Origin of the sequence: Aurantimonas sp. DM33-3, assembly GCF_014334315.1 — a bacterium.
GTDB classification, from domain to species: Bacteria; Pseudomonadota; Alphaproteobacteria; order Rhizobiales; family Rhizobiaceae; genus Aurantimonas; species Aurantimonas coralicida.
Genome location: NZ_JACSGS010000004.1, coordinates 112,659 through 129,981, shown reverse-complemented (window position 1 = coordinate 129,981; position 17,323 = coordinate 112,659). Strand labels below are relative to the sequence as shown.

Here is a 17,323-nt window from a genome sequence, read left to right as displayed (position 1 = left end):
ATCAGGCCGCCGCGGCCTCGCTCTTGGGAGCGGCGGCCGTTCCGGCCCGCATGCCAAGGATGTGGCAGATCGAATAGACCAGGTCGGCCCGGTTCATCGTGTAGAAATGGAAGTCCGACAGGCCGCGCTTCTGCAGGTCCAGCACCTGCTCGGCACAGACCGCCGCCGCCACGTGGCTGCGGGTCTGCGGGTCTTCTTCCAGCCCGTCGAAACGCTCGGCCAGCCAGGATGGGATCTTGGCCCCGGTGGCGTTGGAGAAGCGCGCGACCTTGACGAAGTCGTGGATCGGCACGATGCCCGGCACGATCGGAATGTAGATGCCGGCGCGGCGCACCCGCTCGACGTAGCGCTCGAAGACGTCGTTATCGAAGAAGAACTGGGTGATCGCACGGGTCGCGCCATTGTCGACCTTGCGCTTCAACAGGTCGATGTCGGTGGCGAAATCCGGGCTTTCCGGATGCTTCTCCGGATAGGCCGCGACGGAGATCTCGAAATCGGCAAAGGCCTTCAGCCCGGCGACCAGCTCGACGGCGTTGCGGTAGCCGTCCTCGCGCGGGACATATTTGCCGCCGACGCCGTTCTGCCCGTCGCCGCGCAGCGCCACGAAATGGCGCACGCCGGTCTCCCAGTACTGGCGCACCACCTCGTCGACCTCTTCCCGGGAGGCATCGACGCAGGTCAGATGCGCGGCCGGGGTCAGCGTGGTCTCCTTGAGGATCCGCTCGATCGTCTGGTGGGTGCGCTCGCGGGTCGAGCCGCCGGCACCGTAGGTCACCGAGACGAAGCTGGGGCCGAGCGGCGCGAGGCGCTCGATCGAACGCCAGAGATTCTCTTCCATCTTCTCGGTCTTCGGCGGGAAGAACTCGAAGGATACGCGAAGTCCGGAACCGGCAAGCGGCGGGGTCTGGCTCATGACAGGGCTCTCTATCAGCTGACGAGGGTTGTGCGGTTCGGGCCGTCGCCTGCCACGAGCAGGCGGGGGTCCCGGGCGATGCAGATGGTCACGGTGAGTTCGCCGGTCTCGCCTCCGCTGGAGACGAGATGGTCGAGGGACACCAGTTCGAGGCCGGCATCGTCCAGATAGCCGGCCAGCGTGTCGTCGGAAAAGCCGAGGCGCAGATGCGCATGCTCGGCGCGCAGGAATTCCAGCTCGTGCGGCGCGAAATCGATGATCGCCAGGCGGCCGCCCGGCGCAACGGCCCGGGCCGCCTCGGCAACGGCGGCCTGCGGGTCTTCCAGATAGTGCAGCACCTGATGGATGGTGACGAGGTCGTAGGCCTGACGCTCGACCGGCAGGTGATAGGCCTCGCCCTGGCGCACGACCGCGTTGCCGATCCCGGCGCTGTCGAGCTTGGCCCGGGCGATCGCCAGCATCTCGCGCGAGGCGTCGATGCCGACCGCACGCTCGCAGCGCGGCGCCAGCACCTCCAGCATGCGGCCGGTGCCGGTGCCCACGTCGAGCAGCGTGCCGATGCGCTTGTTGCCGAGCGCGGCCAGCAGCGCCTGCTCGACTTCGGCGTCAGAGGCATGCAGCGCCCGGATCGTGTCCCAGCTTCCAGCATTGCGGGCGAAATAGTCGGCGGCGCGGCGGGCGCGTTCCACCCGCACCGCGTCCAGCCGCTCGCTGTCGCGCTCGCCCACCGGATCGGCCTCGTCGGCCCAGTTCAGGACGGCATGGACGAGACCGGAGACACTGGCCTCCTCCGACAGGCGGAAATAGGCCCAGGCGCCTTCCTGATAGCGGGTCAGGACACCGGACTCGACCAACAGCTTCAGGTGCCGCGAGATGCGTGGCTGCGACTGGCCGAGAATCGCGGTAAGGTCGCTGACCGTCAGATCGCTTCGCGCCAGAAGCAGGACGAGCCGCAGGCGGGTCGGCTCGGCGACCGCCTTGAGGGCATCGACCAGTCGGCCGAAGGAGAGCTTCTGAATGTCCAGCATGTTCCGTCTCGATTTCGATATAAAGATATCTTTATGTGAAAATACGGACCGATGCAAGCGATACCATGCGCCGCTGACGAATGGTCGGAGCGCCCGCCCCGCCCCGATGGCCGTCGCAGCGCCATGACGCCGCCTCCCGTTTCCTCGGCCGCCCCGGACGCCACCGTCGCGCGGCCCGGCGAGCGCCGCTTCGAGGGGCCCACGCCGGCCTATGACGATGCCGGACTGGTCTTCATCGGCCGCATCTGCTCGCCCTGGACCGAGCGATCGCAATGCCCGAAGAATGTCGGCCGCGCCCGCGAGGCGGGCCAACCCGCCGAAATCCGGCTCGAACCGCGCTGGCGCGAGGGCCTTGCGGGTCTGGGCGCCGGGCAATGGGTGCTGCTCCTGACCTGGCTCGACCAGGCGGATCGCGATCTCGCCTTGCAGATGCCGCGCCATGCCGACGCGCCGCGCGGCACCTTCTCGCTGCGCTCGCCGGTCCGGCCCAATCCGGTCGGCCTGCATCTCGTGCAGATCGTCGCCCTCGACCGCGAGACCGGGATCATCGGCATCGATGCCATCGACGTCCTCGACGGCACGCCGCTCCTCGACATCAAGCCCTATCTCGCGTCGGTCGACGCGCCGCCGGCCTGACGGGACCGACCCTGCCTTGGCCACCGAACGCCAGAAGAGAGTTGCCCGCGCCCTCACCGCCCTGATCCCCCGCGCGCCCTTCATTGACGCCGAGGCGATCCGCGAGGCGGCGCGCGCCCGGCACATGCGCTCCCTGCCGCCCGAACGCGCCGTCTGGCTCGCCGCGGTCGCCCATATCCGCCACGCCCATACCGACTATGACGAACTCATGGACGACGGCTACGACAAGGACGCGGCACGCTTCTTCGTCCTCGACGACACCAATGCGGTGCTTGACGGCTGGGGCGCCACCCGCCATCTCGACCCCGACGCCATCGATGAAGAGCCTTATGCCGGCGCCGTGGCCGACGAAGCCGACGAGACGGACGACGAATGAAGTTCAGGCGTAGATCCACTGCTCGGGAATGCGCGCCTCGACGGCCTCGCCGACCGTGATGCGGCCGGGCTTTTCCACCCAGGCGACGAGGCCGCGGCGGTGCATGGCCGCCTTCACGAAACCCAGCTCTATGTCGCCGCGATCCGGGTAATGCGCCGCGATCGCCGCACCGGAGGACCGGCAGGGGCCGTTGTCGCCGTCGATCCGCAGGGTCACGCCGCCGGCGAACATCAAAAGCGTGCGCGGCGGCAGCCAGGTGAGACGCGCAATGCCGCCGACGAGCAGATTGCCGCCGATCCATTCCGGCCGGATCTTGGGAATGTCCAGCGCTGCGGCGGCCTCGGCCAGTTCGTCGGCAGCCAGCAGCGAGAGCTGGCGCTCGTTGCGCATCCGCGTGCCGCGCGGATACCAGGGCTCGCGTCCCCCTGAGCGCGGCGTCATCCCGCCATGGCGGTCGCCGTCGATGCCGTCGAAGCCGAGGTCGAGATGATCGACCGGCACGGTGGCGAACCCATCACCCTGTGTGCGGAAGAGACCGTCGATCGTGGCGGCGAGCTTGCGCGCCCGCGTGCGTTGCATCTGCATCCGTCGGTGTCGTCCGGCATCGTGTTGGCGGAGACGGCCCGCCTAGCGCGGCGAATCGTCGGTGGTCTCCGCCCGCGTGTGGCTGCGGTCGAAGGTGGCGACACGATAGATGTAGAAGCCGACAATGGCGATGAGCACGGCATTGGAAACCGGCCCGACATAGGATTCCACCGCCTCGTAATTCTGGCCGAGCGCATAGCCCGCATAGGCAAGAAGCGTCGTCCAGGCGGCGCTGCCGATGGCGGAGAAGACCAGGAAGGTGAGGAAGGACATCTTCGCGATGCCGGCCGGCACCGAGATCAGCGTGCGCACCGCCGGAACCAGGCGACCGAACAGCACGGCGGCGATGCCGTATTTGCGGAACCAGCGGTCGGCGGCATCGACATCCTCCGGGGCCATGGTCAGCCAGCGGCCGTGGCGCTCGGTGAAGCGCTTCAGCCGGCGCTCGCCGACGAAGCGGCCGGCATAGTACCAGGGGATGACGCCGAGGAGCGACCCGACCGTGCCGGCGAGGATCACCGTGACCAGCGACATCTGCCCGCTCGCCGACTGGTAGCCAGCCAGTGGCATGATCAGTTCGGAGGGGATCGGCGGAAAGACGTTTTCCAGGAACATCAGGAGCGCGATGCCGAAGGGGCCGAGCGTTTCCATCATGCTGCGGACAAAGGCGTCCATGTCGTCTCCGTTCAGTCTCGCCGCGCAGGGCGCCGTTCACCGTGCAGAAAGCCCCGCATGGCGTTTCGGGTTCCGCCCCGCATGCGGCAGGCGGCCGTCTGCCGGGCGTAAGCCGCCGCGCTTGCCGGTACGCTAGGGGAGTGATCTCATGGCCGGATGACGACCGGTCTCGACACATTCGACGACTTCAGCTGGGCGAACCTCCTCGCCGGCCGGGACGTGCTTGTCCTCGACCCCGACGCGGCGCGGGGCCTTCGCACCGCCAATGCGCTCGACGCCGCCGGAGCCCGCGCAAGCCGCGTCGCCAGCGTGGAGGCGGCGCGCGACCGCATGCTGCGCCGCGCCTTCGTCCTCGCGGTGGTCGCCCTGCCCGGCGAGGCCAGCATCGACGAGGCCCTGCACGCGCAGTTCGCGGCCGCGGGCCTGCATCTGATGCTGCTGGCCGAGCCCGCACGGCACGCCGCGCTGCGGGCCCGCCATCCCGGCGCCCGCGTCGCCGGCCTCGACCTCGGCGAACGCCAGTTCGTCATGCTGCTGACCGGCACCGCCGACGAATAGGCCGCGCGCCTTCCCGCCAGAGGCCCCAAACAATCGCGGCGCCCTGCTGCCCGGCCCAGTTCCGCCAGCCGCCCGCGTCAGGGGGCCGGATGGCTGTCCGCCAGGCACTGGTCGTGATCGGCCAGCACCTCGATCACCCGGCATTGCTCGACCGTCTCGTTCCGGCAGCGGGTCATGCGCGCGACCTCGGCCCGCAGCGCGGTCAGCCGCGCGATCTTTCGGTCGATGTCGGCGAGGTGCTCGGTGGCGATCTCGTCCGCCTTGGCGCAGGGCCGCGTCGGATGACCGGCCAGGTCGAGAAGCTCGCGGATCGCCTCGATGTCGAAGCCGAGTTCGCGCGCATGGCGCACGAAGCCGAGGCGGCGCAGATGCGCCTCGCCATAAAGCCGCCGGTTGCCGGCACTGCGCGGCGGCGCCGGCAGCAGGCCGATCTCCTCGTAATAGCGGATCGTCGGGATCTTCACCCCGGTGCGGCGCGCCAGGTCGCCGATTGCGAGATTCATCGGATTTCACCCTTGCTTCTCTAGTCACTGGAGATTGTAGGGTCGCGCCGAACGCATGAAAAGGAGCCCCGCGATGGCCGACCATTGCTGCGCCAGCACCGCCACACCCGCCGCCCCGACCGAGCCCGCCGCGGCCGAACCGGCACCGACCGCCGCCTGCGGCTGCTCGGGCGGCGTGCCCGTCTTCGACGGCGTCGATCCGCGCTACAAGCGCATCCTGTGGACGGTCATCGCCATCAATGGCGCGATGTTCCTCGTCGAGATGGGCGCCGGCCGCATCGCCGGGTCGCAGGCGCTCATGGCCGATGCGCTGGACTTCCTCGGCGACACGCTGACCTACGGCCTCAGCCTGGCGGTCATCGGCGCGAGCCTGAAGATCCGCGCCTCGGCGGCCCTGTTCAAGGGCGTCTCGCTCAGCCTGATGGCGCTGTGGGTGTTCGGCTCGACGGCCTATCAGGTGGTGGTGCTCGGCGTTCCCAGCGCCCAGATCATGGGGCTGATCGGGCTGCTGGCGCTCGCCGCCAACCTGGCCTCGGTCGGCCTCCTGATGCGCTACAAGGACGGCGACGCCAATGTGCGCTCGGTCTGGCTGTGCTCGCGCAACGACGCGATCGGCAATGTAGTGGTGATGGTCGCCGCCCTCGGCGTCTGGGGTTCGGGCTCGGCCTGGCCCGACCTCGCGGTTGCCGCGGTCATGGCCGGCCTGTTCCTCACCTCGTCTGTCACGATCCTGCGCCAAGCCTTTGCGGAATATGGCGAAACGCCCACTGAGCTCGCAAGCTCGGGGAGCAGCTCCTGACAGGACACGGCACGGGAGCGCATGGCTCCCGCCTTCGCCCCTTGGCGCCCGCCTGGACGCGAACCGGCTGTCCTCAGTCGGTGACGGTGAGGATGGAATGTTCGATCTGGCTGGCGCTGTAGGGCTTCTGCAGCACCGGGCAAACCTGCCATTCGGTTTCCAGCCCCTCCCGGCCGTAGCCGGTGGCGAAGACGATCGGGATGCCGGCCTCCCGCAGCCGCGTGGCGACCGGATAGATCTTCTCGCCGCCGATATTGACGTCGAGAATGGCCACGTCGATTGTCATGCCGGAATCCAGCATGTCATGGGCGCGCTTCAGCCGCATGGCCAGTCCGACGACCTCACAGCCGAGGTCGAACAGCATGTCTTCCAGTTGCATGGCGACGAGGCTCTCGTCCTCGACCACGAACACCTTCAGTCCGGCGACGTAACGAGCAGTGTTATGCGGCTGTGCTTGCAAATTCCTCCACCTCGGACAGGGCCAGTTCGATACGGCAGATGAGGCCGCCGGAGGCAAGGTCAAGGGACAGCGTACCGGATAGTTCGCCTTCGACCACACGGTGCAGCATGCGCATGCCGAACCCTTCGACGAGCGGGCTCGCGGAAACCGGCGCTCCGGCCGTCTCCGTCCAGGCGATGGACAGATGGCGGCCGGCGCCTTCGCCGGCGACCTGCCAGCTCACCACCAGCTCGCCCTCGTCGCTGGACAGCGCGCCGTAGGCGGCCGCATTGGCGGCCAGCTCGTGGAACACCATGCTCAGCGCGATCGCCGAGCGGGCGGTCAGATGCACCTCCGGCCCGGACATGGTGACCTGGCTGCGCGGGAACGGCGACAGCTCCTGGCGCAGCAGCACGCGGAGCCCCGCGGCCTCCCAGCGCCGCTCGGCCAGTACATTGTGGGCGTGGCTCAGCGCCAGGATGCGCGCGTCGAAGGCGGCCCGCGCCTCCTGGGCCTGCGGCAGCTTGCGGAAGCTCTGGCGCGCCATGGACTGGACGGTGGAGAGCGTGTTCTTCACCCGGTGATTGAGCTCGTCGATCAAGAGCCGCTGGCGATCGGCGGCGCGGATCGCGTCGGTCCGGTCGGCACCCTGCACGAAGACGCCGGTCACGCGGCCTTCGGCATCGCGGATCGGATTGTAGGTGAAATCAATGAAAGTTTCGCTCAGCCCCTCGTCGCCCTCGCCGTGGATGAGCAGGCGCACGCCCTCGCCGGTGAAGGACTTGCCGTCGGCATAGACCGCGTCGAGCATCTCGAAGAAGCCCTGCCCCGCCACTTCGGGCAGCGCCTCCCGGATCGGCAGGCCGATCACGTCGCGATGGCCGACGAAGCGGGCATAGCTGTCATTGGCGAAGACGGCGACATGGTCGGGTCCCTGCAGCACCGCGATCATGCCCGGCGCCTGCCGGAACAGCCGGCGGAACTCCTCGCTCTCGGAGCGGGTCTCCTGATAGGCCTCCTCGACCTCGCGGGCATTGCGCAGCAGCGCCAGTTCGCCCGGCACGGCGGCGCTCGGCACGGTGCTCGCCTGTTTCAGCCGCACGATCTCGGTCACGTCGACGGTGTTCTGCACGATGAAGGCGACCGCGCCGTCATCGTCCAGGATCGGCGTGTGCGTGGCGGTCCAGTAGCGTTCCTCGACGCCGCCGCCTTCCGATTGCGGCCGCGGAATCTCGTAGGGAATGAAGGCGATCGTGTCGGGTTCGCCGGTCTCCAGGACCTCGGCGAAGGACGCCCGCAGCCGCCGGCCGCTCTCGCCCTCATTGGGAAACAGGTCGAACAGCTGCCGGCCGACGAGTTCCTCGCGCTGCTTCAGCACGGCCTGCTCATAGGCGCGGTTGACCGAGACGTATCGCAGCTCCCGGTCCAGCACCATGTAGGGGCTGGGAAGCACGTCGAAGATATGGGCGAAGACGAGATCGTTCATGCCAGCGCGGAGGACCTGCAATCCATGCCCGTCATCCCGTCGGGTCCGCGCCCCGGTCCGGCCGGATCGTGGGGAGATGTCGGACGGTATCGGGCGGACACCTTGGTGGGGTTCGGCTTGTCTGTCGGCACATCCGCGCCCTTGTTGACGGCAGGCGACCCCCGGGGGCCGGCGCCGTGCGAATTCGTCTCGTCTTCAATGGAGGCCGGACGGACACCGGCGCCAGAACGCACCGTTATTCCACCCCTCGTCCCCCGTCATCCTAAAATGCCATCCCTGCCATTTGGTTGCTGATGCCATGATGAATCTTCACAGGGAAGCGAGAGCGCGAACAAAACCTTACCAGGCGCAGATGCGCGTATCGGTCGCGGCGCTCGACCAGCAGGCCGGGTCGCCACGCTCGCGCACATAAGTGCCGGGCAAGGGGACGTTGCGATGGCCCAGATTGACGAAGCCGGAGGCATAGCCCGGGCTGTCGATGACGAGGATATAGGTCACGTCCGGCCCGGTGATGGTGAAGCTTCCGGCCGAATCGGTCATCTGGAAGTCGCAGTCGAAATAGCCGTCGTCGGTGCTGTAGCACTCGGCAGGCTTGGCCTGCGCACCCGCATGACCGAGGATCAGAAGCCCCGCTCCGGCGAGGGTCGCGATCGTGGATAGACGTCTGTTCGTCACGGCTGCCCTCCCCTCGCGCCCATTGCGCGAGGACAAAATAGCAGGACACAACCGCGACCGATAGCCGGCTAACACCCTGTTAACCGTCCGGTCCCGTACGCCGGTCCGGCTCCCTTCCGGAAACCGGACCGGCGCGAACCCGTCAGCGCGTCAGGCGCTTGTAGGTCGGACGCTTCGGATTGACCGACTCGGGGCCGAGGCGGCGGATCTTGTCCTGCTCGTAATCCTCGAAATTGCCCTCGAACCATTCGACATGGCTGTCGCCCTCGAAGGCGAGGATGTGCGTCGCCAGCCGGTCGAGGAACATGCGGTCATGGCTGATGACCACGGCGCAGCCGGCGTATTCCTCCAGCGCATCTTCCAGCGCCGTCAGCGTCTCGGTGTCGAGATCGTTGGTCGGCTCGTCGAGCAGGATGACGTTGGAACCGGACTTCAGCATCTTGGCGAGGTGCACGCGGTTGCGCTGGCCGCCCGACAGGGTGCCGACCTTCTGCTGCTGGTTCGGGCCCTTGAAGTTGAAGTTGCCGACATAGGCGCGGCTGTTCATCTCGTATTTGCCGAGCTTCATGATGTCGACGCCGCCGGAGATTTCCTCCCAGACGGTGTTGTTCGGCGTCAGGTCGTCGCGGCTCTGATCGACATAGCCGAGATCGACGGTCTCGCCGATCTTGATCTCGCCGCTGTCGGGCTTCTCCTGGCCGGTGAGCATCTTGAACAGCGTCGACTTGCCGGCGCCGTTCGGGCCGATGATGCCGACGATGCCGCCGGCCGGCAGCTTGAAGGAGAGGTTCTCGATCAGCACCCGGTCGCCGTAGCTCTTGGTCAGGTTCTCGACCTCGATCACCCGGTTGCCGAGGCGCTCGCCGGTCGGGATGACGATCTTGCCGTCGGCCGGCTTGCGGTTCTCGGCGGCCTCGACCAGCTCGTTATAGGCGCGGATACGCGCCTTCGACTTGGTCTGGCGGGCCTTGGCGCCCTGCTGGATCCACTCGCGCTCGCGGGTGATGGCACGCATACGGGCGTCGTCCTCGCGGCCCTCCTGCTGCATGCGCTTCTGCTTCTTCTCCAGATAGACCGAGTAGTTGCCCTCGTAGGGCACGCCATGGCCGCGATCGAGCTCGAGAATCCAGCCGGTGACGTTGTCGAGGAAGTAGCGATCATGGGTGATCATCAGCACCGAGCCCTCGTACTCGCGCAGGTGCTTTTCCAGCCACAGGATCGTCTCGGCATCGAGATGGTTGGTCGGCTCGTCGAGCAGCAGGATGTCGGGCTTCGATAGGAGCAGCTGGCACAGCGCGACGCGGCGCTTCTCACCGCCCGACAGCGGCGCGATCTCGGCGTCCGGCGGCGGGCAGCGCAGCGCGTCCATCGCCATCTCCACCTGGTTCTCCAGATCCCACAAATTCTGGGCGTCGATGACGTCCTGGAGCTTGGCGCCCTCCTCCGCGGTCTCCTCGGAGTAGTTCATCATCAGTTCGTTGTAGCGGTCGAGGATCGCCTGCTTGTCGGCGACGCCGAGCATGACGTTCTCGAACACCGTCTTCGACTCGTCGAGATGCGGCTCCTGCGGCAGGTAGCCGACGGTCGCGCCCTCGGCGGCCCAGGCCTCGCCGGTGAAGTCCTTGTCCTCGCCGGCCATGATCTTGAGCAGCGTCGACTTGCCGGCGCCGTTCGGGCCGAGAATGCCGATCTTGGCGTCGGGGTAGAAGGAGAGATGGATGTTCTCCAGGACCTTCTTGTTGCCGTAGGCCTTCGAAAGTCCGGACATGTGATAGATGAACTGGCGTGCCATTGCGCGCTGCCGCTCCGTATCGAGATGGAAAGAGAAGTTGCGCCGTACGTAAGCCATCGGAGCAGGCGGAGCAACGGCCGCGACGCGAAGAGGCGCGGCAGACGCTCCCTCGCAACAGCGCACCGCTCGCCTATCCTTGTCGCCAGCCGCAACGCTGCCGAGGAGCCAGCCCATGTCCATCGCCCTGATCGTGGGGGTCGGCGACGGCCTTTCCGCCTCGCTCGCCCGCCAGCTCGCCGCCCGTGGGCATCATCTGGTGCTGGCCGCCCGCGATACCGACAAGCTCGCCGACCTCGAAGCCGAGACCGGTGCGACGACCACCGCCTGCGACGCCGCCGATCCGGCTGCCGTGTCCCGCCTGTTCGAACAGGTGGACGGCATCGACGGCGACCTCGCGGTGGCGATCTACAATCCGTCGGCGCGGCTGCGCGGCCCGCTGGTCGATCTCGACCCCGCCGAGGTCCGCCGGGCGCTGGACGTCACCGCCTATGGCGCCTTCCTCGTCGCCCAGGCCGCTGCCCGGCGCATGCTCGCACAGGGCCACGGCACCATCCTGTTCACCGGCGCCTCGGCCGGCGTGAAGGGCTTTGCCCGGTCGGCCCCCTTCGCCATGGGCAAGTTCGCCCTGCGCGGTCTCGCCCAGTCCATGGCCCGCGAGCTGCATCCGCAGAACGTCCATGTCGGCCACGTCGTCATCGACGGCGCGATCCGTAATCCGGGTCGCAGCGAGCCGGCCGACCAGCCCGATTCCATGCTCGATCCCGACGCGATCGCCGGGACCTATCTGGCGCTCATCGACCAGCATCGCTCGGCCTGGAGCTGGGAGATCGAGCTGCGCCCCTTCGTCGAGCGCTTCTGACCGCGGCAGGCGCGCGCCGAGGCACCGGGCGCGCCGTCCCCGGCATCGCGGTTGCCAAGCGCAACGCCCTGCCGCATCACTGGCGCCACGAGGGATCGCAAGCGAGGGGAAGACACATGCTGACCGTATGGGGACGCCGGAATTCGTCGAATGTCCAGGTGGTGATGTGGGGCATCGCCGAACTCGGGCTCCAAGCCACGCGCCACGATGCCGGCCACAAATACGGCGGCACCGACACGCCGGAATACCGGGCGATGAACCCCAATGGTCTCGTGCCGGTGCTGAAGGATGGCGACGACGAGCCGCTGTTCGAATCCGCCGTGATCCTGCGCTATCTCGCCAGCCGCTACGGTGCCGCGCCGTTCTGGCCGGACGACGTCTCGGCCCGCGCCCAGATCGACAAATGGGCCGAATGGGCCAAGCTCAACATCTGGCTGAATTTCAGCGGCCCGGTGTTCTGGCAGATCGTCCGGGTTCCGGAGGCCGACCGCAACGCCGCCGCCATCGCCGCAGCGGTACAGGCGCTCAAGCCGCGCTTCGACATCGCCGAGGCGCGCATCGCCGAACACGGCTACATCGCCGGCAAGGACTTCACCCTCGCCGACCTGCAGTTCGGACACCTGCTCTACCGCTATTACGACCTGCCCATCGACCGGCCGTCGCACCCCGCCATCGAACGCTACTACGCCGGCCTCACCGAGCGCCCGGCCTATCGCGAGCACGTCATGGTGTCCTACGACGACCTGCGCGTGGTGTAATGCCCTGCCCCTGCAGCGCCCCTCTCGGCGGGCGCTGCTGGGCCGGCTTGTCGCGATCAATCCGACGGGCGCTTGTTGCTGAGCCCGGGAACCGGCGCCTACTGGCAGATATAGCCGGCATAGACCCAGCCGGTCGGCTCGCCATCGGCCTCGACGAGGTACCAGGACCCGTCGTCATTTGAATCGATGATGTCGACATAGGTCCGCTGACCCAGCCGGGTCAGTTCCGGATAGCGCGAGCCCGGGCCTTCCCGGACCGACAGGTAATAGTCGCCATTGGGATCGAGGTCGCACACTTCGGCGGCACTGGCAGGCGCCGTGCCCGCCCCGACGGCCAGCATCACCAGCATCATTCCCGAGATCGTCGCGGACCGCAGCATCGCCCTGAACTCCTGTGCGCGACGCCGGATCAGTGCCGGCGTCCCGCCATGAGTGGCGCGTCCGGCAGGGCGTGACCATGCCCCGGCGTCCGGATTGCACGTCCGGGCGTCCGCTCGCGATCAGCTGGCGTCGCGCGGCGGGAAACAACGGCGCCGCCGCGCGCGGGCTCAGTCGTCGGCGATGATCGTCTGGATGCGCCGGGTCAGATCGCCCATGTCGAAGGGCTTGGTCACCACCTGCATGCCGTGTTCCAGATGGCCGTGATTGAGGACGGCGTTCTCGGCATAGCCGGTGATGAACAGCACCTTCAGGCCGGCGCGTACCTGCCGCGCCGCTTCGGCCACCTGCCGCCCGTTCATGCCGTTCGGCAGGCCGACATCGGTGATCAGCAGGTCGATGCGGGCCTCGGATTCGATCACCTTCATGCCCGACGGGCCGTCGCCGGCCTCGAGCGCGGTGTAGCCGAGCTCCTCCAGAACGTCGACGACCAGCATGCGCACCAGCGGCTCGTCGTCGATCACCAGCACCGTCCTGCCGGTCTCGGTCGGCGCGACCGCCGGCACCGGCAGCGCCGCGTCCTCGCTGTCGTCCTTGGTGCCGAGATAGCGCGGCAGGTAGATGCACACCATCGTGCCCTGGCCGAGCTCGGAATAGATCCGCACCTGGCCGCCCGACTGGCGGGCAAAACCATAGATCATCGACAGGCCGAGGCCGGTGCCCATGCCGATCGGCTTGGTCGTGAAGAACGGGTCGAAGGCCTTTTCCACCACATCCGGCGTCATGCCCGAGCCATTGTCGCGGACGCAGAGCGAGATGTACTGGCCGGGGGCGAGATCGCGCTCCCGCGCCGCGCGGCCGTCGAGCCAGCGGTTCGCCGTCTCGATGGTGATCTTGCCGCCGTCCGGCATGGCGTCGCGGGCATTGATGCACAGGTTCAGCAGGGCGTTTTCCAGCTGGTTGGGATCGACGAGAACACTCCACACGCCGCCGCCGACGACGCTCTCGACGCCGATCGCCGGGCCGACCGTGCGCCGGATCAGTTCCTCCATGCCGCTGATCAGGGCGCCGGTGTTGGTCGGCTTGGGATCGAGCGTCTGGCGCCGCGAAAAGGCGAGCAGCCGGTGCGTCAGCGCCGCGGCGCGCTTGGCCGCGCCCTGGGCCGCGACGAGATAGCGGTCGGCTTCGCTCAGCCGCCCCTGCGCCAGGCGCGTGCCCATCAGGTCCAGCGAGCCCGAAATGCCGGCCAGGAGATTGTTGAAATCATGGGCCAGGCCGCCCGTGAGCTGGCCGACGGCTTCCATCTTCTGCGACTGGCGCAGCGCTTCCTGCGCCCGCTCCAGTTCGGCCGCGGCGTCCTTCTCGGCGTTCACGTCGCGGGCAACCGCGTGGATGAACTGCTCGTCGGGCACGGCCGTCCAGGACAGCCAGACATAGCTGCCGTCGCGTGTGCGGTAGCGGTTCTCGAAGCGCAGGGTCGAGAGACCGTCGGAAAGCCGGCCGGCCTCGGCTTGTGTCGCTTCGGTATCGTCGGGGTGGATCAGGTCGAGGAAGGAGGTGCCGACGAGGTCCGCCTCGTCCCAGCCGAGCAGCGTCGTCCAGGCCGGGTTGGTGGCGAGGATGGTGCCGTCGAACCGCGCCACCAGCATCAGGTCGGTCGACAGACGCCACATGCGGTCGCGGTCCGCCGTGCGCTCGGCCACCAGACGTTCCATATCCTCGCTTTGCCGCGCCTTGGCATCGCGCGCCTCGACGATGTCCTGCATGTCGACGCAGGTGCCGATCCAGCGCAAGGCCGCGCCCTCCTGCGCGGCACGGGCCGGCACGCAGCGGCCGAGGAACCAGCGATAGACGCCATCCTCGCGGCGCAGGCGGTACTCGATCTCGAACGGCTCCTCGGCGGCGCGCCGCTCGTCCCAGACGGCCAGCGCCCGGGCGCGGTCGTCGGGATGCAGCGCCTCGCTCCAGCCGAAGCCCGCCAGCGCCTCGGCCGACATGCCGGTAAAGGCCTGCAGGAATGGGTTGGTATAGTCGTAGCGCCCGTCGGCATCCGTGGTGAACAGCACCAGCGGCAGCGCTTCGGCGAAGGTCCGGAACCGCGCCTCGCTCTCGCGGAGCGCCGCCTGGCTGCGACGCTGCTCGGTCAGATCCAGCATCGCCCCGAGCATGCGCACGGCCTGCCCGGTCTCGTCGCGGATCACATGGCCGCGGTCGAGCACGTCCGCATAGCTGCCGTCGGCGCGCAGGAACCGGTATTCGTCGACCCAGCTGGTCTCCGTCCCGTCGATCGCCGCATGGATGCTGGCGTCGACCCGCGCGCGGTCCTCCGGGTGAATGTGGCCGATCCACCATTCACCGGTCGGCTCGACATCGTCCGGCTTGTGGCCATAGGCGGTCTCCAGCGCCTCGTTCCAGAGCACGTGATTGGTGGCGAAGTGCCAGTCCCAGATCGCGTCGTTGGTGGCGCGAACCGCGAGGCGGTAGCGCTCGGCAGTTTCCCGCGCCACGGCCTCGGTCTGCTTCTGTTCGGTCACGTCGCGGAAGAACACGGCGAGCCCGTCCTCGACCGGATAGGCCCGCGCCTCGACCCAGATCGCCCGGCCGTCAGGCCAGACATAGCGATGCTCCAGCGCGACCGGGACCCGCTCGCTCATCGCCTTCTTGTAGAGCCGGCCGAGTTCGCCGTCCTCGGTCCCCGGATAGAGCTCCCAGTGCGAGCGCCCGATCAGTTCCCCCCGCGGGCGGCTTTCCAGACGCTCGGCCTCGACATTGAAGTCGATCACCCGGAACTCGCGGTCGAGCAGGGCAAAGCCCTCGCCCATTCCGTCGAGCACGCCCTTGGCGCGGGCCTCGCTCTCGCGCAGGCGGCGTTCAGCCAGCACCTGGCCGGTGATCTCGTTGCAGGGACAGAAGAAGCCGGCGATGGCGCCGGTCTCGTCGCGCACGGGGGTGTAGGAGAAGCTGAAATGCGTCTCCTCGAGATAGCCCCGGCGCTGCATGTGCAGCGTGATGTCGTCCATGTGGACCGGCTCGCCCGCATAGGCCTGGTCGACGATCGGCACGAGGTCGGCGCGGATCTCCTGCCACACGTCGAGGAAGTCGCGGCCGAGCGCTGCGGGGTGCTTCGATGCGAGGATCTCGGAATAGGCATCGTTGTAGAGCAGCGTGCGGTCCGGCCCCCAGGCGATGAACATCGCCTGGTTGGACGACAGCATGACGCCGACCAGCGTCTTCAGCGCCGGCGGCCAGTGCCGCGGCGGCCCGAGCGGCGTGTCGGCCCAAGGGAATGTGCGCAGGCATTCGCCCGTCGCGCCGCCGCCGGCCAGAAATGCCGGAATGGCCGAAGAGGCGTCGCCAACCTGCTGATCTGTCATGCTCTTAACATCGCCTCTGCTCACCCCGGCCAGCAGTTAGTGCCCGTGGCCGAATCCGCCATCCCCGCCCCCCTCACCGTCCTTGCCGAAGGGCGGGAGCGACGGCTGGGAGAGCCGAGAGGCGCGAATTGTCCGGATCGTGCGTTCCGCAGGCCGTCTCGAGCGGCCGCTTCATCTCGCGTATCGGTCACAGAATGTCGGACGACGCAAGAGGCAGGCCGGGCAGGTTCCACACCCGGCTATCGATCAAATGCCGAGCGTGCTTTCAGGCCGCGCGAACCGGCATCGCTCACGCCCCCAAAGGTGCGTTCTCAGATCGGCATGCGGAAGGTGAAGCGGGTCTCGTCCGGCGTCGAGGCGGCGTCCAGCGTGCCGTCATGGGCCTCGGCGATCTGTGAGGCGATGTAGAGGCCGAGGCCCAGTCCCTGCTGGCTCGGACGCGTGTCGGCGCGAAAGAACGGCTGGAACAGATTGCCCATCGCCGCGTCGGGGATCGGCGCGCCGTGATTGCGCACCGACAGCTCGAATCCGCCGTCGTCGGTGCGTGCCTCGACCATGATCGGCCGGTCCTCGGCGCCGTGGGTCAAGGCGTTGCCGAGAAGGTTCGACAGGAGCTGGCCGACCCGCGAGCGGTCGCAGGGCACCGGGCGGTCGATCGTCAGATCCACCTCGACCCGGGCATCCGGCCGGATGGAGCGCAATTCGTCGACCACCTGGCGCAGCGTCTCCTCGATCGGCACATCGGCGTCGCGAGACAGGCTGAGGCCGCCGCCGAGCCGCGCCCGGGCGAGATCGAGCACGTTGTCGATGATGCCGCCCATGCGCACGACGCTGCCGCGCATCAGCCCGACGATGTTCCGGGCGCGCTCGTCCAGCGGCCGCTTCGCCAGCATGCTGACGCCGGCGTCGATGGAGGCGAGCGGGTTGCGCAGATCGTGGCCGAGAACCGCGATGAACTGCTCGCGCAGATGGGCCAGTTCCCGCGCATTGGCCAGTTCCGCCTCGCTCGTCGCCAGCTTCTCCTGACCGTCGAGATGCGAGGCGATCAGGTCGGCAAACAGCGTGAACATGCCGGCGGTCGTCTCATCCTTGAGGGTCGCCGGCAGCGGATCGATGGCGCAGAGCGTGCCGAAGAACGCCCCGTCGGCGCGGATGATCGGCACCGAGATATAGCTGCGGAAGCCGTACATCTTCGGCGTCGGATGATTGCAGTAGATGCCGTCCTGCTCGACGTCGTCGATGATGACAGCCTGACGGCTTTCCTCGATCTCGTGGCAGATCGTGGTCTCCACCTGCAATTCGTCGCCGGGGGTGAGGCCGAAGCCGATCCGGTCGAGGGCGCTGCAGGTGACCCAGCGCTCGCCCGTGACCCGGGCCACGGCGACGAAGCGCATGCCCGTCACGCGCGCCAGGACCTCGAGAATCGTCGGGACCGCCGGAATCCTGCCGATCGCGTCGACGTCTTTCTGCAAATCAGTCTGCACGCTTC

General features: G+C 68.1%; 18 protein-coding genes. 6 read left to right on the top strand and 12 right to left on the bottom strand.

Features of this window, described 5'->3' with window-relative positions:
* Position 1: 1 nt before the first annotated feature.
* Together metF and H9Q09_RS07585 are read right to left on the bottom strand one after the other, a co-directional pair.
* The gene (metF, locus tag H9Q09_RS07590; RefSeq protein ID WP_009210182.1) at positions 2-913 is read right to left on the bottom strand and encodes a methylenetetrahydrofolate reductase [NAD(P)H]; all 912 of its coding nucleotides are present in this window, start codon (positions 911-913) and stop codon (positions 2-4) included.
* Between the two features lie 14 nt (positions 914-927).
* Positions 928-1,941 (bottom strand): metalloregulator ArsR/SmtB family transcription factor, encoded by a 1,014-nt coding sequence (locus H9Q09_RS07585; RefSeq protein ID WP_187390533.1) that lies wholly within the window; start codon positions 1,939-1,941, stop codon positions 928-930.
* 123 nt (positions 1,942-2,064) lie between these two features.
* Between H9Q09_RS07585 and tsaA the strand changes: the two genes are divergently transcribed.
* Together tsaA and H9Q09_RS07575 are read left to right on the top strand one after the other, a co-directional pair.
* The gene (gene tsaA / locus H9Q09_RS07580; protein WP_024352029.1) at positions 2,065-2,577 is read left to right on the top strand and encodes a tRNA (N6-threonylcarbamoyladenosine(37)-N6)-methyltransferase TrmO; all 513 of its coding nucleotides are present in this window, start codon (positions 2,065-2,067) and stop codon (positions 2,575-2,577) included.
* A gap of 16 nt (positions 2,578-2,593) precedes the next feature.
* Positions 2,594-2,953: a DUF2293 domain-containing protein gene (locus H9Q09_RS07575; protein ID WP_024352030.1), complete on the top strand. Its 360-nt coding sequence runs from the start codon at positions 2,594-2,596 to the stop codon at positions 2,951-2,953.
* A 3-nt stretch (positions 2,954-2,956) separates the two neighbouring features.
* Here H9Q09_RS07575 and H9Q09_RS07570 read toward each other — a convergent pair whose 3' ends face one another.
* Positions 2,957-3,538 carry a molybdenum cofactor sulfurase gene (locus H9Q09_RS07570; protein ID WP_187390532.1) on the bottom strand — a complete coding sequence of 194 codons (582 nt, stop codon included), beginning with the start codon at positions 3,536-3,538 and terminating at the stop codon, positions 2,957-2,959.
* Between the two features lie 42 nt (positions 3,539-3,580).
* Positions 3,581-4,213 (bottom strand): DedA family protein, encoded by a 633-nt coding sequence (locus tag H9Q09_RS07565; protein ID WP_024352032.1) that lies wholly within the window; start codon positions 4,211-4,213, stop codon positions 3,581-3,583.
* Positions 4,214-4,369: 156 nt separating this feature from the next.
* On the opposite strand from H9Q09_RS07565, the gene H9Q09_RS07560 reads away from it, so the two are divergent.
* Positions 4,370-4,771, top strand: coding sequence for a hypothetical protein (locus H9Q09_RS07560; RefSeq protein ID WP_024352033.1), 402 nt, complete (start codon positions 4,370-4,372; stop codon positions 4,769-4,771).
* Between the two features lie 77 nt (positions 4,772-4,848).
* Here the strand turns inward: H9Q09_RS07560 and H9Q09_RS07555 are convergent, their stop codons facing one another.
* Complete coding sequence (locus H9Q09_RS07555; protein WP_187390531.1) at positions 4,849-5,274, bottom strand: helix-turn-helix domain-containing protein; 426 nt, start codon at positions 5,272-5,274, stop codon at positions 4,849-4,851.
* A 73-nt stretch (positions 5,275-5,347) separates the two neighbouring features.
* Here H9Q09_RS07555 and H9Q09_RS07550 point away from each other — a divergent pair, with 73 nt between their 5' ends.
* Positions 5,348-6,073 (top strand): cation transporter, encoded by a 726-nt coding sequence (locus tag H9Q09_RS07550; protein WP_246716049.1) that lies wholly within the window; start codon positions 5,348-5,350, stop codon positions 6,071-6,073.
* A gap of 73 nt (positions 6,074-6,146) precedes the next feature.
* Here the strand turns inward: H9Q09_RS07550 and H9Q09_RS07545 are convergent, their stop codons facing one another.
* The 4 genes from H9Q09_RS07545 to ettA form a co-directional block, all read right to left on the bottom strand.
* A complete protein-coding gene (locus H9Q09_RS07545; protein WP_187390529.1) occupies positions 6,147-6,533 on the bottom strand; it encodes a response regulator in 387 nt (128 codons plus the stop codon).
* On the bottom strand, positions 6,514-7,998 hold the full coding sequence (locus H9Q09_RS07540) for a PAS domain-containing protein (RefSeq protein WP_246716048.1): 1,485 nt from the start codon (positions 7,996-7,998) through the stop codon (positions 6,514-6,516). Before H9Q09_RS07540 ends, H9Q09_RS07545 begins: the two co-directional genes overlap by 20 nt.
* Positions 7,999-8,337: 339 nt before the next feature.
* A complete protein-coding gene (locus H9Q09_RS07535; RefSeq protein WP_187390528.1) occupies positions 8,338-8,673 on the bottom strand; it encodes a hypothetical protein in 336 nt (111 codons plus the stop codon).
* Between the two features lie 142 nt (positions 8,674-8,815).
* Positions 8,816-10,465 carry an energy-dependent translational throttle protein EttA gene (gene ettA / locus H9Q09_RS07530; protein WP_024352039.1) on the bottom strand — a complete coding sequence of 550 codons (1,650 nt, stop codon included), beginning with the start codon at positions 10,463-10,465 and terminating at the stop codon, positions 8,816-8,818.
* Positions 10,466-10,637: 172 nt separating this feature from the next.
* Here ettA and H9Q09_RS07525 point away from each other — a divergent pair, with 172 nt between their 5' ends.
* A complete protein-coding gene (locus tag H9Q09_RS07525) occupies positions 10,638-11,324 on the top strand; it encodes an SDR family NAD(P)-dependent oxidoreductase (protein ID WP_187390527.1) in 687 nt (228 codons plus the stop codon).
* Between the two features lie 116 nt (positions 11,325-11,440).
* Positions 11,441-12,082, top strand: coding sequence for a glutathione S-transferase family protein (locus tag H9Q09_RS07520; protein ID WP_187390526.1), 642 nt, complete (start codon positions 11,441-11,443; stop codon positions 12,080-12,082).
* Positions 12,083-12,180: 98 nt separating this feature from the next.
* Here the strand turns inward: H9Q09_RS07520 and H9Q09_RS07515 are convergent, their stop codons facing one another.
* The 3 genes from H9Q09_RS07515 to H9Q09_RS07505 all read right to left on the bottom strand — a co-directional run bounded on the left by H9Q09_RS07515 (position 12,181) and on the right by H9Q09_RS07505 (position 17,318).
* A complete protein-coding gene (locus H9Q09_RS07515) occupies positions 12,181-12,462 on the bottom strand; it encodes an SH3 domain-containing protein (protein ID WP_187390525.1) in 282 nt (93 codons plus the stop codon).
* Positions 12,463-12,630: 168 nt separating this feature from the next.
* Positions 12,631-15,834 (bottom strand): PAS domain S-box protein, encoded by a 3,204-nt coding sequence (locus H9Q09_RS07510; protein WP_187390524.1) that lies wholly within the window; start codon positions 15,832-15,834, stop codon positions 12,631-12,633.
* Between the two features lie 311 nt (positions 15,835-16,145).
* The gene (locus tag H9Q09_RS07505) at positions 16,146-17,318 is read right to left on the bottom strand and encodes a GAF domain-containing sensor histidine kinase (protein ID WP_024352044.1); all 1,173 of its coding nucleotides are present in this window, start codon (positions 17,316-17,318) and stop codon (positions 16,146-16,148) included.
* Between the last annotated feature and the right edge of the window lie 5 nt (positions 17,319-17,323).

Bases quoted from the DNA above. Each gene is read 5' to 3' on its own strand.
- ettA (WP_024352039.1), bottom strand. From the start codon at position 10,465: ATGGCACGCCAGTTCATCTATCACATGTCCGGACTTTCGAAGGCCTAC.
- H9Q09_RS07555 (WP_187390531.1), bottom strand. From the start codon at position 5,274: ATGAATCTCGCAATCGGCGACCTGGCGCGCCGCACCGGGGTGAAGATC.
- H9Q09_RS07585 (WP_187390533.1), bottom strand. From the start codon at position 1,941: ATGCTGGACATTCAGAAGCTCTCCTTCGGCCGACTGGTCGATGCCCTC.
- H9Q09_RS07540 (WP_246716048.1), bottom strand. From the start codon at position 7,998: ATGAACGATCTCGTCTTCGCCCATATCTTCGACGTGCTTCCCAGCCCC.
- tsaA (WP_024352029.1), top strand. From the start codon at position 2,065: ATGACGCCGCCTCCCGTTTCCTCGGCCGCCCCGGACGCCACCGTCGCG.
- H9Q09_RS07515 (WP_187390525.1), bottom strand. From the start codon at position 12,462: ATGCTGCGGTCCGCGACGATCTCGGGAATGATGCTGGTGATGCTGGCC.
- H9Q09_RS07525 (WP_187390527.1), top strand. From the start codon at position 10,638: ATGTCCATCGCCCTGATCGTGGGGGTCGGCGACGGCCTTTCCGCCTCG.
- H9Q09_RS07560 (WP_024352033.1), top strand. From the start codon at position 4,370: ATGACGACCGGTCTCGACACATTCGACGACTTCAGCTGGGCGAACCTC.
- H9Q09_RS07510 (WP_187390524.1), bottom strand. From the start codon at position 15,834: ATGACAGATCAGCAGGTTGGCGACGCCTCTTCGGCCATTCCGGCATTT.
- H9Q09_RS07570 (WP_187390532.1), bottom strand. From the start codon at position 3,538: ATGCAGATGCAACGCACGCGGGCGCGCAAGCTCGCCGCCACGATCGAC.
- H9Q09_RS07550 (WP_246716049.1), top strand. From the start codon at position 5,348: ATGGCCGACCATTGCTGCGCCAGCACCGCCACACCCGCCGCCCCGACC.
- metF (WP_009210182.1), bottom strand. From the start codon at position 913: ATGAGCCAGACCCCGCCGCTTGCCGGTTCCGGACTTCGCGTATCCTTC.
- H9Q09_RS07520 (WP_187390526.1), top strand. From the start codon at position 11,441: ATGCTGACCGTATGGGGACGCCGGAATTCGTCGAATGTCCAGGTGGTG.
- H9Q09_RS07565 (WP_024352032.1), bottom strand. From the start codon at position 4,213: ATGGACGCCTTTGTCCGCAGCATGATGGAAACGCTCGGCCCCTTCGGC.